Origin of the sequence: Zhongshania aliphaticivorans, assembly GCF_001586255.1 — a bacterium.
Taxonomy (GTDB): Bacteria; Pseudomonadota; Gammaproteobacteria; order Pseudomonadales; family Spongiibacteraceae; genus Spongiibacter; species Spongiibacter aliphaticivorans.
Genome location: NZ_CP014544.1, coordinates 2,282,962 through 2,299,134, shown reverse-complemented (window position 1 = coordinate 2,299,134; position 16,173 = coordinate 2,282,962). Strand labels below are relative to the sequence as shown.

9 protein-coding genes are annotated in these 16,173 nt (G+C 53.2%); 7 read left to right on the top strand and 2 right to left on the bottom strand.

The annotated features are described in order from the left end of the window. Positions 1 to 229 precede the first annotated feature (229 nt). From AZF00_RS10230 to AZF00_RS10200, 7 genes are all read left to right on the top strand, one after another. On the top strand, positions 230 to 1,414 hold the full coding sequence (locus AZF00_RS10230; RefSeq protein WP_040803521.1) for an ATP-binding protein: 1,185 nt from the start codon (positions 230 to 232) through the stop codon (positions 1,412 to 1,414). Then, a complete protein-coding gene (locus tag AZF00_RS10225) occupies positions 1,411 to 2,568 on the top strand; it encodes a hypothetical protein (protein ID WP_008249773.1) in 1,158 nt (385 codons plus the stop codon). The genes AZF00_RS10230 and AZF00_RS10225 overlap by 4 nt, the downstream gene beginning before the upstream one ends. A gap of 99 nt (positions 2,569 to 2,667) precedes the next feature. Next, complete coding sequence (locus AZF00_RS10220; RefSeq protein WP_008249775.1) at positions 2,668 to 4,158, top strand: DUF3375 domain-containing protein; 1,491 nt, start codon at positions 2,668 to 2,670, stop codon at positions 4,156 to 4,158. Between the two features lie 86 nt (positions 4,159 to 4,244). Next, on the top strand, positions 4,245 to 7,265 hold the full coding sequence (locus tag AZF00_RS10215; protein WP_008249776.1) for a Tn3 family transposase: 3,021 nt from the start codon (positions 4,245 to 4,247) through the stop codon (positions 7,263 to 7,265). A 111-nt stretch (positions 7,266 to 7,376) separates the two neighbouring features. Next, positions 7,377 to 8,138: a DUF4194 domain-containing protein gene (locus AZF00_RS10210; RefSeq protein WP_081482650.1), complete on the top strand. Its 762-nt coding sequence runs from the start codon at positions 7,377 to 7,379 to the stop codon at positions 8,136 to 8,138. After that, positions 8,135 to 11,500 carry an ATP-binding protein gene (locus AZF00_RS10205; protein ID WP_008249779.1) on the top strand — a complete coding sequence of 1,122 codons (3,366 nt, stop codon included), beginning with the start codon at positions 8,135 to 8,137 and terminating at the stop codon, positions 11,498 to 11,500. Before AZF00_RS10210 ends, AZF00_RS10205 begins: the two co-directional genes overlap by 4 nt. Continuing rightward, entirely contained in the window at positions 11,487 to 12,674 is a 1,188-nt protein-coding gene (locus AZF00_RS10200) for a Wadjet anti-phage system protein JetD domain-containing protein (RefSeq protein WP_008249780.1), read from the top strand. The genes AZF00_RS10205 and AZF00_RS10200 overlap by 14 nt, the downstream gene beginning before the upstream one ends. A gap of 216 nt (positions 12,675 to 12,890) precedes the next feature. Here the strand turns inward: AZF00_RS10200 and katG are convergent, their stop codons facing one another. Both katG and AZF00_RS10190 read right to left on the bottom strand, forming a co-directional pair. Beyond that, entirely contained in the window at positions 12,891 to 15,104 is a 2,214-nt protein-coding gene (katG, locus tag AZF00_RS10195) for a catalase/peroxidase HPI (protein ID WP_008249781.1), read from the bottom strand. A gap of 94 nt (positions 15,105 to 15,198) precedes the next feature. Then, on the bottom strand, positions 15,199 to 16,119 hold the full coding sequence (locus AZF00_RS10190; protein WP_008249783.1) for a hydrogen peroxide-inducible genes activator: 921 nt from the start codon (positions 16,117 to 16,119) through the stop codon (positions 15,199 to 15,201). Positions 16,120 to 16,173 lie beyond the last annotated feature (54 nt).

Sequence of the window (16,173 nt, the reverse complement as noted above, 5' to 3'; positions counted from 1 at the left end):
ATTGATAATGTAATCTGCATTATCAATGGTATTTTTCATGGTATTTCTTGTGTGCAACAAGGTAAAAGGTAGCAATACCACCAATGGGGAATTGATGCCTGCATGGTATCAGAGTAGTTGTACCACTCAGGGAATATCTGCCAGTGTCTGGTATCAGAAACGCAGGAGTATCAACCGATCATCTGTTTAAATCTTGCAAATTTGGATGTTGACTCCTAAAATGCAAGGTATGATTGATCGTCAAATTTCAGAGAAACTTCGAGCAACCATCGCACAAGTGCCTGCGGTTGCACTGTTGGGTGCACGCCAGGTTGGCAAGACAACGCTGGCAAAAATCATTGCTAAAAACATCGACTCGATTTACCTCGATTTGGAAGCCCCCGAGGATTTACTGAAGCTCAGTGACCCCAGCAGTTTCTTAAGCGCCCATGCCGATAAGTTGGTTGTTCTGGATGAAATACAGCGAAGCCCGGACTTGTTTCCCGTACTGCGGGGGCTGATCGATAAAAATCGGGAGCAGGGGCGTCGAGCAGGTCAGTTTTTGCTGCTTGGGTCAGCATCAATGGATCTGATGCGTCAGTCTTCCGAAAGTCTTGCAGGTCGGATTAGCTATCTGGAGATGAGCGGTCTGAACCTGGCTGAAGTCGATGGTCACCAACGGCAAAGACAGACCTTGTGGTTGCGGGGCGGATTCCCGGACAGCTATCTTGCTGCGGGTGATGATCTGGCTATGGACTGGCTGGAAAATCTGATTCGTACCTATCTTGAGCGAGATATTCCGCAAATGGGCTTTCGCGTTCCTGCGGCAAGGTTACGTCGGCTGTGGACGATGTTGGCGCATCTTCAGGGTGAGACCGTTAACTATTCCAGGCTCGCCTCAAATCTGGAAGTCGATGCCAAGACGGTAACGCACTACATTGATATTCTGACGGATCTTTTGTTGGTCAGGCGCCTTGAACCCTGGTATGCCAACGTCAAGAAGCGGTTAGTTAAATCCCCCCGTTTTTACGTGCGTGATAGCGGCATCCTGCACCGATTGCTGGGAATCAATGCCTATGATGCGTTGCTGTCTAATCCAGTATTGGGAAAAAGCTGGGAAGGCTTTGTCATCGAGAATATTCATTCCATCCTGCCAGGTCGTGCAGAGACTTACTTTTACCGAACGGCTGCTGGTGCAGAGATCGATCTTGTTATCAGGATGCCGTCGTCTGACATCTGGGCTGTCGAGATTAAGTATGGGGTTGCCCCCAAAATCGGCAAGCATTATAGCCAGACCTGTGATGATGTTGGCGCAACGCATAAGTACATCCTTTATGGTGGTGAGGATGAATTTCCTGTAGGTAGTGATATAAACGTTATTTCATTGTCAGGACTTATGGAGAGGCTTCGCTTCGCAAACAGTGAATCGGGATGAGTGAATACCAATACTACGAGTTCATCGCTATTGATGAGCCACTGACCTCGAAGCAAATGGCCGAACTGCGCAGTTGTTCGTCTCGTGCTCACATTACCTCGTCCAGTTTCGTCAATGATTATCAGTGGGGTGATCTTAAGGCTAACCCGGTTGACTGGATGCGGCGTTACTTTGATGCTCACGTCTACGTGGCAAACTGGTGCACCTGCATTCTTTACCTGCGCTTGCCGAAAAGTGTTTTTGATGTGGGGACCTTCCGTGATTTCAAAACCGAAACCACTTTTACAGCGACGCAGACAAAGACACATTGGCTGCTTGAATGGGGGCTGGATGAGAGTGACGACTATGAGCGCTTTGCCCTTGAGAATGGACACGGCTGGATGGGTAGACTGGCGCCATTGCGTGACGAATTGCTAGGGGGCGATCTGCGCCCGCTGTATCTTGGTTGGTTGGCCGGCGTGAGTGCTGGTGAAGTCAGTGAAAAGAGCATGGAACCTGAACCGCCGCCCGGACTTTCCCGGTTGAGCGCAGCCCAGCAATCGCTGGCGGACTTTCTGGAAATCGATGCGGATCTACTGACCGCCGCCGGACTTGCTGACCCTGGAGTTGCAAAATCCAACAGCAAGAGCGATGTGGAACTGGATGCCTGGCTTGCCGCGCTTCCTGAAGTAGAGAAAAACGCGATGCTTAAATTGTTATTGACCGGGCATGCACAACGGGCCGAGCGCGAATTAAAACGGCAGTTCCTGGCCTGGCGGCGTGAGCAGTCATCAGGCGAGAAGTCTGCAATGCCGCGGCGCAAGGTCGCCGATCTGCATAAGCTGGCGGCATCCGCTACCGAAGTGAGAAAGCAGCAGGCAGCTATACAGTACAAAAAGGCCGAAGCTGAACGGCAGGCCGAACGAGAAACCTATTTGCGTACACTGGCTGCTGACTTCAACCGACACTGGCGGACTGCCGACAATCACGCTAAACGAGGCATTGCCTCTGCCTACGATGAAGTCAAACGCACACTTGTCGATCTGTCGGATGCCTACGTACTGTGTGCGACCCGAGCCGATTTCGACAGAAGATTGACTCAGTTTATGACTCGGCATGGAAAACGCGGCGCATTGGTTCGGCGCCTCGTTGAGGTGGGTCTCTGGCAGAAATAGATGGATGGACACCTGCCGCCGCTGGTGTGGACGTTGCGGGTATTCTCTTTCGATGTTTAGGCCACAACGATTTTGGCCATAAAGACTTTGGATGGAGCAGTGAAAGCAGACAAAAACATTGCCACTTACCGCCGCATGCGCAATCAGCCTTTGTGGCGCTTACTCGCGTCTGGCAACGGGCCGACGGTGATTGCTCTGCTTCAATCACACCTCTATGAAAAGGAACGCAGCCTGCCGGCCTCGATACTGTTTGAGCGTCTGACAAGAGATCTGGAAGAGTTGCGGGCCCAGGGGGATGATTTTCCCCAGACGGCTCAGGCCTATGTGGCCAACTGGCTGAGTGACGGTTATCTCGAGAGGCGATTCCCGCCGGGCGCCAGTGAGGAGGAATACGAACTCTCTACAGCAACGGTGGAGGCAATTCGGTTTGTGTCTGCCATCGCTGAGCCCCATGCGGCGGCGACCGAGAGTCGCCTCTCGCTGGTGATACAGGCCCTGGCCGGGCTGGCCGAGGACACCGATGCTGATAAACATCGCCGGATCGACCGCCTGATGGCGGAACAGGCCCGTATCGGTATGGAGATTGATGCCATCCAGAAGGGGCAGCTGCGCGTCCTGCCATGTGATACTGCATTGGAACGGACGCGGGAGATCATTTCCCTGGCCGATGATCTGACGGGCGATTTTCGCCGGGTGCGTGACCAGTTCGAGCAGCTAAACCGGGATCTGCGAGAGCGCATCATGGATAGTGATGGCAATCGGGGCGAAGTGCTCGATTCACTGTTTACCGGTATCGATCTGATTGCGGAGAGCGAAGCGGGTCGGACCTTCTCTGCCTTCTGGCGTCTGCTGACCGATCCTGAACAGGCAGCGATGCTGGAGGAATCCCTCGACAGCGTGATGTCGCGGGAGTTTGTTGCTGGGCTGGATATGCGGGAGCGTCGTTTCCTGTTGCGTTTGACCAGAAATCTTCTCGAACAGGGTGGCGCGGTCCACGAGGTGTTGCAGACCTTTGCCCGCAGCCTCAAGTATTTCGTGCAAAGCCGTGAGTACCTTGAGCAGCGCCGCGTGAACCAGCTACTGAAGGAAGCACAACGCGCCGCGCTGGCGATCAAGGATGGGGTCAAGACAACTGAGTCCCTGACATATTCCCTGGAACTGACTAGCAGTCGGTTGCACTCTCTGTCCCAATGGGCACTCTACGATCCGGCACTGCAGGCGGAGCCGGAGGCGATGCGCGAGGGTGAACCCGCGCCCATCGATCTGGAGTCGGTCAGCGAGTTGGTAGCGCAGTCGGAAATCGATTTTCGCACCCTGAAGGAGCATGTATGCTCGCTGCTCGAACAGCGTGACCAGGCCTCAATCGGCGATATACTGGATCACTTCCCGGCAGAGCAGGGGCTGGGCAGTGTGATCGGCCTGCTGGCGCTGGGCAGTCGTCATGGCATTAAGGGTAGTGATAAGGGGGGCGATGCAAGTGTCGATGATAGTATCGAGACGGTGGCCTGGATCGGAGAAGACGATCAGAGGCGCTGCGCCCGTATTCGGGGTCCTAGGGATTTTGCCTCCAAATACTGCAAAAACCGTTGAAGGCCCCGTATTTGCTGGCCTCCAAGCCACTATTAATTTTAATTTAGCTCAAGTTTCAGTATCTTCTTCGGCCTTTGGGTCAAAGAATGAGCAGAAACAAGCGACTATCAATTCTCACTGCCGCTGAAATCGAGGATTTATACGGCGTCCCGTCCTTCAACGAATCGTATCAACGGTTTTACTTCACGCTGAATGATAAAGAGCGTGCTGAGCTGGCCAGAATAAGGCAGCGCAAGTATCGCTGTATCGCCGTCGCATTGTTGGGCTACTTCAAATGCAAACCGATCTTGCTCAATCCGACGTTTAAATCCATGCAGGATGACCTGGGATTTATCGCAAAAAGCCACTTTGATGGCCTGAAATTTCGACGCTTCAGTCTGAAATCCGATCAAAAGTCCCGCATTTATGAACGGATTTTTTCCATGATCGAATATGAAAATTGGAAAGATCCTGAGCATCAACCCCGGCTTGTTGAACACTTATTGGCCTGTGCTGAAAGCTGGGTTGCACCTCGTGCTCTCTTTGATGCAGCGATTGAGTTCCTGGCCCACCAGAAAATTGCCATTCCTGCCTATAGCACCCTGCAGAAGATCGTCAGTCAGGTGGTTAACCAGCATCAGCAGCGACTGCATGAGAAGATCGGCGCCGCGTGTAGCCCAAAATTGACGACTGTACTAAATACACTGGTATCCGGTAATGACCAGCTTACGTTAACACAATTGCGCGGCGGCGCGCGCAATTTCACCGGCACCGAGTTGCAGAAAGAACTCGCGGTGTATCACCACATTCAACCGCTGATGGCAGAGGTGACCGTTGTCCTCGACTCGCTTTCTCTGTCTCAAAAAAATCAGCAGCACTATGCCGAACGGATTCAATATTACGGCGCCAAAATCAAGCGTCAGTCGCCAGAGAACCAGTGCCTATATCTGCTTTGCTACCTACAGTTTCGATATCAGGAGGGGTTGGAACGCATGGCCGAAGGGTTCATTCACCACGTTCGACAGGTAAAGCAACGAGCGCATCAGCTGGCGCAGGATCGAGTTTATCGGGATTGGCAAAAGGCGGCTACCAATGTGAGTAAGGCTGCAGAAATCTTGTGCCTGTTTGTTGATGATCGTATCGACCCCAATACGTCATTCCATGCTGTACAGAAACAAGCGTTCCAGGTTCTCAATGCCAACGAGCTGAGTTCAGTCTGCCGGTACCTCGGCAATCAGAAGCAGTCGGCGGATGAGGCGTTCTGGCAACACCTGGATACGGAATCCACGTTGAGAACCGGCCTGTTACGATCACTCTTTTGCTGTCTACGCATCGAAGGCACCGATAAAACACAACGGTTGGCAGCGGTCTTGAGCCAAACTCGACAGGAGCTGGCGGCCGGCAACATGCTCAGAGATGCCAGTATTGACCGGCGTCTACCGCCAAAAGCCACGCGACCACTCTTGTTGAAACCTGACGGCGGCATAGACAAGGCTAGATATGAATGGTTCTTGTATTTGCAGATTCCCAGCCGCCTAAACGGCCAGTTAGTGCTGCCAGAAGTCATACGGTATCGTGCACTGGACGACGATCTGGTAAAACCACAGACTTGGAAAAATCAGAAGCAGGCCTTGGTCGAGGGTACGAAGCAACCCAAAATTACTGAGGATCCAAAGCAACTGATCCCGCGCATGGCGGATCGGTTGACCACTCGGCTATACGAAGTCAGCGACTATCTGGAACGCGTGGACAACAGGGATATCATTCTGCGCCCGAAGGGTGGTAAACACCTTTGGCGCTTACCGACCACCGGCAAAAAACATCTGGTGAACAATCCGTTCTTCCAGCAAATGAGGGCAATCGGAGTCGCCGATGTCTTGCGCGTGGTGGATCAGGATACCGGATTTATTGACGACTTTGAGCACGTGCTGGGCATGACCTCCAAAAGCCGCCAGTATGAAGTGGACCTGTTGGCGATCTTGATCGCCAATGCCACAAACCAGGGCATCTATGGTATCGCCCAGATCTCTGACCGCACCTATGATCAGCTGAGTACGATCCAGGCGAACTACCTTCGGCTGGAAACATTGAATGCCGCTAATGACCGCATCAACAACGCCACCACGCGACTGAGCATTTTTAATCACTACAATATCCAGGATGACAACCTGCATGCCAGCGCCGATGGCCAAAAGTTCGAAGCTAAGCGCGAGACATTCCGTACCCGGTATTCCTCAAAATACTTCGGTACCAGCAAAGGGGTCTCAGCGATCAGCCTGAATGCCAATCATATGGCAATCAATGCCCGGGTGATCGGCGCTAACGAACATGAATCCCATTACATCTTTGACCTTCTGATGAACAATAGTACCGAGATCATCCCGGATACGCTCTCTACTGACACCCACGGGGTAAACCATGTAAATTTTGCCTTACTCGATCTGTTTGGATATCGGTTCGCCCCCCGATATGCTCAGGTAGGTAGGGTCATCAATGAGATGTTCGATATCTCCGAGGACGAGAATCAGCGCGTGAAACTCGCGTTGCGTAAACCGATTAATACGCAGAGCATCATGGAGCGCTGGGATACCATCCAGCGAATTGCCGTCTCGCTGGCTCACCGGAAAACCACCCAAGCCACATTGGTCCGGAAACTCTCAGGCTACAAGCAAAATCACCCTCTACTGAAAGCGCTGACTGAATATAACCGACTATTGAAGGCCCAATATCTGCTGGATTACATCGATGACGCCAGTCTTAGAAACCACGTGCAACGAGCCTTGAATCGGGGAGAAGCTTATCACCAGTTGCGCCGGGCAATCAGCAACGTGAACAGCGACAGGTTCCGGGGAAATAGCGACGAGGAGATACAAATCTGGAACGAAAGCGCCCGGCTGGTAGCAAATGCCATTATCTACTTCAACTCGAAAGTACTCAGCAACCTGCTGGACAGCTTCGAGGAGCAGGGCAGCGAAAAACACATGGAAACCGTAAAGGGCGCATCACCTGTCGCGTGGGAGAATATCAACTTCCGGGGTACGTATACGTTCGCGCCGACGGGAGAGCTGCCTAAACTGGATGATTTAATGGCGCCGATTGAGGGCTATCGGCCGATAAGTAAAAATTGATGCCTCTCTACAGGCTAGCAAACACGGGGGCTTCGGAGGTTTTTGCAGTATTTGGAGGCAAAATCCCTAGGACCCCTATTCCAAAAATCTATTTTCTAAGGGATCGCCTGAATGAATTGGTCTGACCCTATGTCTGGAGACAGAGCGTCTGAAAAAAGAGTACCTGATAAAAGAGTACCTGAAGAAAGAGCGATAGAGGAAGAGATGCTGAATGCAGAGGACACCGAACAGGAGCCGGACCAGGCTTTGTATCCGGGCGATAGCGGTGAGTTGTCACTGGATACCCGTCGTGTGCTGGTACAGCTCCTTGCCGGCCCGTCACTGGACGGTCAGCGGCACTCCAAACTCTGGCCAATCCTGATTCGCGATGAAGCGGCGATCCGCTGTCGTTTGTCGGAGTTGTTCCTGCAGTTGGTGATTGATCGGGATCTGCAAGTGGCTTTTACCCGTCAGGCCGAGACCGGTGACCTGGAAGCTCCCCGGCTGCTGCGTCGCGCTAAATTGACTTTCCTGGATTCCATTCTGCTGCTCCACCTGCGCCAGCGACTCACCCAGGCCGAAGCACATGGCGACCGTGCGGTGGTATCGACCGACGAGATCATTGAGTTTCTCGGGGTTTATCAACAGGCCGGCAATACTGATCGGGCGCTGTTCGAGAAGCGTATCCATGCATCGATCGAGAAGATCAAAAAACACAGCATCCTGCGCAAGATTCGCGCAAGCGAAAATCGCTTCGAAATTTCGCCCACGCTGAAGTTGCTGTTCTCGGCCGAAGAGATTCAGGCGCTGACCCGGATTTACCATGATATGCGGGCGCCGGAAGCATCGTCGGAACAAGATGATGAAATGCCGTCAGGGGAGGGGAAGGGATGAGCGAGCAGTCTACCCTGTTCGCGCCGGAACAATTCCGCATGTCCCGGCTTCAGGTCTATAACTGGGGCACTTTCTCCGATGTTCACGATATCCCGATCACGGAACAGGGCTTTCTGTTTGTGGGCCGGTCGGGCGCAGGGAAATCAACGCTACTCGACGCCTTCTCCGCCTTGCTGGTGCCGCCACGTTGGGTTGATTTCAACGCTGCGGCGCGAGAGGCGGAAAAAACGGGACGTGATCGTAATCTGGTGAGTTATATTCGCGGCGCTTGGGCGGAGCAAAAGGACGATGCTTCGGGTGAAATTGCCACGCGCTACCTGCGCCCCGGGACGACCTGGTCGGCCCTGGCGCTAAGCTACCGGAACGCCCTGGGGCGGCATGTGGTGCTGGTGCAGCTCTTATGGCTGCGCGGGAGTGCCAATGGGCCCGGCGACGTGAAACGCCATTTCATGATCTTCGAACGTCCTGTTGAACTCAATGAGTTGGAAGTGTTCGGGCAGTCCAATCTGGATGTGCGCAAGCTCAAACAGACACTTGATGATGCCTTTCATCGCAGCGAGTTCAGCGCCTATGCTGAGCGGTTTCGTCGCTTGCTGGGGATCGACAGCGAGATGGCGCTGCGCTTGTTGCACAAGACGCAGTCGGCCAAGAACCTGGGTGATCTCAATACCTTTCTGCGGGACTTCATGCTGGACAGACCCGCGACCTTCGAGGTAGCCGACCGCCTGCTCAGTGAGTTTGATGAACTCAATGCAGCGCACCAGGCGGTGGTGACCGCACGTCGGCAGTTGGAGACACTGGTTCCGGCACGAGAGAAGCATCAACAGCGAGAGTTGCTGCTGAATGAACGCGGTGGCCTCAACGAACTTCTGGCCGGCATTGACAGTTACGGTGGGCGTCGCCGTATGGAGCTGCTGCAGGATCAGATCGAGCGCTTGAATATTCAGGCTGACGGTTTGCAGGGTGAGATCAGCCGGAAGCAGGCGGCGCTCAACCAGCATAGTGACTCTTTGCGCGAACTGGAACGTCGCCATAGGGAGGTTGGCGGCGACCACGTGGAAGCCTGGCAGGCGGAGAAGTCCACCCTGGAGCTGCAGCGCGAGCAGTGCTTGAGAAAGCAGGGGCAAGCCAAGGAAGCCTGCCGACAACTCGACTGGACTTTTCCGAACTCTCCTCAAGGGTTTGCCGAGCTGGTCGGCGATGCGCGTCAGGAACTTGAACGCTGGGAGAGTGGCAGTAGCGAGATCCGCGAACAGCGCGATCTGTTGGTGATCGAAAAGAAGGAGGCCGAGACGGCGTTTACGCACACCGCCGGTGAGGTGAAGGCCCTGGAGCGGCAGCCCTCTAATATTCCTGCGCATATGCTGGATCTGCGTCAGGCGATAGCCACTGCCATCGGCGTATCGGAGAGTGCGTTGCCCTTTATCGGTGAGCTGATTGAAGTGAAGTCAGATGAGGCGGAATGGCAGGGAGCTATCGAGCGGGTGCTGCACGGCTTTGCGCTTTCTCTGCTGGTCGATGAACGCCACTATTCCGCGCTATCCAATCATATCAACAGCCGCCATCTGGGCCAGCGGTTGGTTTATTACCGCACGGGACAGCTTGATCGTAAGCCAGCCAGAACGGTCAGCACCGATTCACTGGTGCTCAAGTTAACGATCAAAGAATGCAATCAATCCGAGTGGCTGAGCACGGAGCTGCGCCGCCGTTTCGATTACGCCTGTGTCGACTCCATTCAATCTTTCCGGCGCGCGGAGCGGGCTCTGACCCGCGAGGGACAGGTCAAACACAGCAAGACCCGCCACGAGAAAGATGATCGCCGCGATGTCAGTGATCGCCGGTTTTGGGTGTTGGGTTTCGATAACCGTGAGAAGCTGGCGCTCTACCGCAAGCAGGCACAGGAGCTTGCAGGGAAAATCTCTGATCTGGATGAACGAATCAAGGCGCTCATTGAGCAGGAGGGTGCCCGGGCCAAACGCGCGATGCATTGCCAGACACTGGCCAGCCTGCAGTGGCAGGAGGTGGACGTTGCGCCATTGCTCACGGGTATCGACAAGCTGGAACGCCGGATTCGTGATGCCCTGGAAGGTAACAGTGAGCTGAAGAATGTGGCCGATCAAATCGAGCGGCAGAAAAAAGTCGTTAGGGACGCCGATGAAACACTGCGCAAGACAACCATCGCCTATGAGAAGGTCGTCGGTAAAGTCGATGAACACGAGGAGACCTTAAAGAATCTTCAGGATGATCCAACCATTGTTCCGTTGACATCCCGACAACAGCAGGGATTAGACGAGCGATTCAATACGCTCGCGGAGCTAGTACGGTTGGAAAACCTGGACAAACTCATCCGTTCTGTGGAGAGGTCGATACGCGATGAGATGGACGTCCTGACCAGGGACGTGGCCAAGTGCGATCGGTTCATCGAAAAGCAGTTCGACGAGTTCATTTTCGAGTGGCCTGCAGAAGCGGAGGGACTCGACGCGACCCTTGCCGCTGCCTCGGACTTTTTCTCCAAGCTGACCCGATTGGAGACCGATGGTCTTCCAGCCCACGAGCAGCGCTTTTTTGAATTACTGGAGAGCCAGAGCCACCAGAACCTGGCGGCGCTTGCCACCTATCTGAGTGATGCCCGCAAGGAAATCCTGGAGCGCATGGATCTGGTCAACGACAGTCTCGCCCAGGTGCCATTCAATCAGAGCACCCATCAAACCACTTATCTGCAAATCGATCCCAGCGATCGGCAGCTACCGGGTGTGCGCGAGTTCAAGCAGGAGATCCAGCAGGCCTTGAGCCACGCCTGGAGTGAGGACCGCGAGTTGGCGGAGTCGCGCTTTCTGGCACTGCGTCGTCTGGTAGAACGCCTTTCCAGCCAGGAGCCGGAGGACAAACGCTGGCGCCAGTCGGTGCTGGATGTGCGGCAACATATGGAGTTCATCGGCAGGGAGACCGATGAGAGCGGTGTCGAGGTGGAGGTCTATCGCAGTGGGTCGGGCAAGTCGGGCGGTCAACGACAAAAGTTGGCGACAACCTGCCTGGCTGCGGCGTTGCGCTACCAGTTGGGCGGCAATGAACACGGTGTACCCCTGTATGCGCCGGTGGTGCTCGATGAGGCCTTTGACAAAGCAGACAACGAGTTCACCGCGCTGGCAATGAATATTTTCAAAAACTTCGGTTTTCAGATGATTGTCGCCACACCGTTGAAGTCGGTCATGACCCTGGAACCGTTTATTGGTGGTGCCTGCTTTATCGATATTAGTGACCGGCGTGTTTCCGGCGTATTGATAATTGAATACGATTCGGAGCAGCAGCGCCTGCAACTGCCTGCTCACGCCCATCAGGAGGCAAGCGTTGAAGTTTCCTGATGATGTTCAAAAGGTGTTGCTGCGCCGTTTCAGGAACCGGCATCGGGAGTGGTTGGAGGCAAGTGGCGATCAGGAGAAGCCGGAAGCGAAGGTCTGGCCGCTGAAGGTCGCTCTGGGAATCCCTACGGAAAACCAAGCGTTAAAGCAGGTTGAAGACGTTCGCTCCTGGGTAGCGGCCTGGCAATCCTGGCGTGGTGCGGGGTCACTCTCCTGGAGCGAAAGGCGTTGGCGCAAGCTGGGTACACAGCCTGTTCCCGAGAAACTGCTACTGTCTGGCCCCGACGAAGTTGCACAATGGATCGGCGAGGCTGATCGATGGGATCTAGCCCAACAACGGTATAGAGATCTTATCGGACATTGGCCCCAGCTTGGCAACAAGCTGCCCCGTTATTTTGCCATGTTAGCTGATTACAGCGAGGTGGATTATCAGCGTCTGGTCGATATAGTTGCCTGGATCGAGAAAAATCCAGGTTCCAACCTTTATCCCAGGCAACTGCCCGTGAGTGGCCTGGACAGCAAATGGCTTGAAATACGCAAAGGGCTTCTGGCTGATCTCGTTGACGCGGTGCGAGGTGGATCCACAACCGAAGGCAATTTTTTTCAATGCTGCGGGCTCCAGGCGCCACCGCAACTTATCCGTCTGCGCATACTGGATGACCGCCTGAGACAACGGGTTGGCGGGCTGAGCGACCTATCCACACCCTGGAAACAATTGGCTGAGCTCGATCTTCCTGTTAGCAACGTCTTCATTGTCGAGAATCTGCAGACCGGTCTCGCCTTCGATGATCTGCCTGGGTCAGTTGTCATCATGCATCTGGGTTATGGGGTCGACGTACTGGGTCGTCTGCCCTGGGTGGCCAGGGCGCACTGCGTTTACTGGGGGGATCTGGACACACATGGCTTTGCGATCCTGAATCGTGCCAGAAGTTATCTTCCTAAGCTGACGTCCGTATTGATGGACGAAGTGACCCTCCGAAGCCATCAGGATCTGTGGGTGGAGGAGAAAGATCAGCATGCTGCGGACACATTGCCCTTGCTGACGGGTTCTGAGCAAGCAGTGTATCAAGCCATCAAACGCAATGCCTGGGGACAGAATGTCCGTCTGGAACAGGAAAGGATTGCTTGGACTGTGGCTTGGAACACGGTGCAGCAGACACTTTTATCGGTTTGTTGAGGGAATCAGAATGTCGAAACTAAAAAGTTTCTGAGTATGGTATTTTTCATGGTATTACTGATTAGCAGGAAAATAAGCCATTGATAATAAAAGCTAAAAATAGCTTATTTACAATCGAATGGGAGTAACTTAAGCTCAGACTAGGAGATAAAAAAAGCGGCGCTCTACGCGCCGCTTAGTCGATGTCAGGCAGTAATTACTTGCGCCTGTGATGGATTACATATCGAAGCGATCGAGCTTCATCACTTTGCCCCATGCCGCCACAAAGTCATTAACGAACTGTTTCTCGCCATCTGCGGAAGCATAGGCTTCGGTCAGTGCGCGCAGCTCGGCGTTTGATCCGAAAATCAGATCTACCGGTGTCGCAGTCCACTTCGCTTTATTGGTGGCGCGATCACGCCCCTCATAAACTCCGTCTGACGTTGATGACTTTGTCCAAACAGTAGACATATCGAGCAGGTTCTCAAAAAAGTCGTTGTTCAGGGTACCGGGTTGGGTGGTCAATATGCCAAGCTTGCTTTGCCCTGTGTTGGCATCGAGGGCACGCATACCGCCAAGTAGGGCAGTCATTTCTGGCACTGTAAGTGTCAGCAAATCGGCTTTTTCCACCAGCATTTCTGTTGGTGAACCGTAGGCATCGTCAGTGTAATAGTTACGGAATGCGTCTGCCTTTGGCTCCAATACGGCAAAGGATTCAACATCGGTCTGGGTTTGAGATGCATCGCTACGACCAGGGGCGAAGGGGACTTCAATATTGTGTCCCGCTTTCTTTGCAGCCTGTTCAATGGCTGCTGCGCCGCCGAGCACAATCACATCTGCCAGGGAGACTTTTTTGCCGCCAGACAGTGATTTGTTAAAGTCTTTTTGGACTTTAGTCAGGGTTTTTAACACCTTGGCTAACTCCTTGGGGTCGTTAGCGGCCCAGGTATTTTGAGGTGCCAGCTGAATGCGCGCGCCGTTGGCACCGCCGCGATGATCTGAGTCTCGGTAGACAGACGCTGCTGCCCAGGCAGTCCTGACCAGTTGCGGGATCGTCAATCCAGATTTCAGGATTTTTACCTTGAGTTTGCTGGTATCCTTGGCATCTATCAGTGTGTAGTCGACTGCTGGAATGGGGTCTTGCCAGATAAATTCTTCGCTCGGTACTTCACTGCCAACATAGCGAGAGCGTGGCCCCATATCGCGATGTGTTAGCTTAAACCAGGCGCGAGCGTAGGCGTCATCGAACTCTTTTGGATTAGCTAGGAAATGCTCGATTATTTTGCGGAATCCCGGATCTTTTTTTAGCGCCATATCGGTTGTAAACATAATCGGCGCGCTGCGTTTACCTGGTATATGCGCATCCGGAACCATATTGGCAGCGCTTGTATCCGTGGGGGTCCATTGGGTGGCCCCAGCGGGACTCTTCGTTTTTTGCCACTCAAAACTCATTAGATTGCTGAGGTAGAGAATGGACCACCTTGTGGGAGTGGCTGTCCAAGCGCCCTCCAATCCGCTGGTCATGGTGTCCTCGGCATTGCCTTTACCACATTTATTTTTCCAGCCAAAACCTTGATCTTCGATCGCTGCAGCAGCTGGTGCGGCACCAACGCATTCACCTTTTTTGGCGCCGTGAGCCTTACCTAGGGTGTGTCCACCGGCAACCAATGCGACAATCTCCTCGTCATTCATGGCCATTCGGCCAAACGACAAACGCATATCTTGAGCAGCGGAAAGAGGGTCATGGTTGGCGTTGGGGCCTTCTGGATTGACATAGATCAAGCCCATTTGTACTGCGGCAAGGGGATTTTCTAACTTGCCATCTTTGTAACGCTTATCATTGGCCAACCATTTGGTTTCTGCGCCCCAGTAAACATGATCTGCTTCCCAGTCATCAACTCGACCACCGGCGAAACCGAGGGTTTTGAAACCCATTGATTCCAACGAGACATTACCTGCCAAGATCATAAGGTCGCCCCAAGAAACATTGCGGCCGTACTTTTGCTTGACCGGTTCTAGTAAACGGCGGGCTTTATCTAGGCTGACATTGTCTGGCCAGCTGTTTAGTGGCTCAAAGCGTTGCTGAGCACCCTCTGCACCACCACGGCCATCTGCCGTGCGATAGGTGCCAGCGGCGTGCCATGCCATACGAATCATCAGGCCGCCGTAGTGTCCCCAGTCGGCAGGCCACCAGTCTTGCGAGGTTTTAAGGGTCTTTTCAATGTCTTGTTTAAGCGCGTTGATGTCGACGCTTTTGAACGCCTCTGCGTAGTTGAAGTCTTCGCCGTAGGGATTGGATTTGGCGTCGTGAGCGCGCAGTTGATCGAGATTGAGTTTGTCTGGCCACCAAAATTGATTGGATGGTGACACCACGTCTGCCGCTGCCGCGTTTAGCGAGACAAGCAGAGTCAGACCTGCCGCGGCGCCAGTAAATAAGGATGTTGGTTTCATTATTGTGCCCTCCAGAGCGTACATCGATAATGCACAAATATAGTGCATCATCGCGCGGGAGGTAATTGCAAAAATTAGAAGATAACGTTCAGTTTTATGAGTGCTTTAATCTTGCCGTTTTGTCGCAGGCTAAGGCGCTTTTGCACACTGCTATTAAGGCTTCAATACTCGACATGCGGGTGTAATTGGGGCGTAACACAAAGGCAATACGCCGGTGTGGTCCAGGGTCGCTTAGGTGTACTGCAGTGAGTTCTTCGTTTTGGGCAATGAGTTGCTCAATTGCCATTGCTGGGATGAGTGTGGTGCCAAGCTTCCCAATGACCATCTGTACAAGAGTGTTCAAGCTAGTCGCGCCAAAACCTTGGTTGGCCGCCTGCTCAGGTAATTTACAGGCTTCAAGAATATGGTCTTTTAGGCAGTGCCCATCTTTAAGAAGCATAAGCTCGCAGTGATTTAAGGTTTTACTATGAATGGCTTCTTGTTGGGTGAGGGGGTTGTCTTTTGGTGCGACCCAATAAAAGTCTTCCTGCCAAAACTCCATGCTCAGCAAACCCTCTACCGGGTAGGGTAAGGCCAGGATTGCTGCATCTAAATCGCCACGGCGCACCATCTCGACCAACACATGAGACTGCTCCTCAACAATATTGAGTTTGGTCTGGGGGTGCAGCTCGTTTAACACAGGTAACACCTTGGGCAATAAAAACGGGCAGACCGTGGGTATAACGCCGATAGTAAGGGGGAAACTGAGCGGCAATCGCTGGGAGTCGGCTAAGTGTTCCAGATCGTCTACGTGCAACATAATCGTTCGGGCTTTATCTAGTACTTGCTTGCCGACAGGGGTTATAAGCACTTTTTTGTTGTCGCGTTCAAAAATTTGCAGCCCAAGCTGCTTTTCTAGCTCGTGTAGGGCGGTACTTAAGGCGGACTGGCTAATATTGCTAATCTCAGCAGCCTGTTTGAAATGAAGGGTTTTTTCTACCGCTAAGGCATAATTTAACTGTTTGATGGAGATCATTATTGTGTAGCCCAGTTTGTTATTCTATTTTTTAGAATGTTAATCTAAAAATTC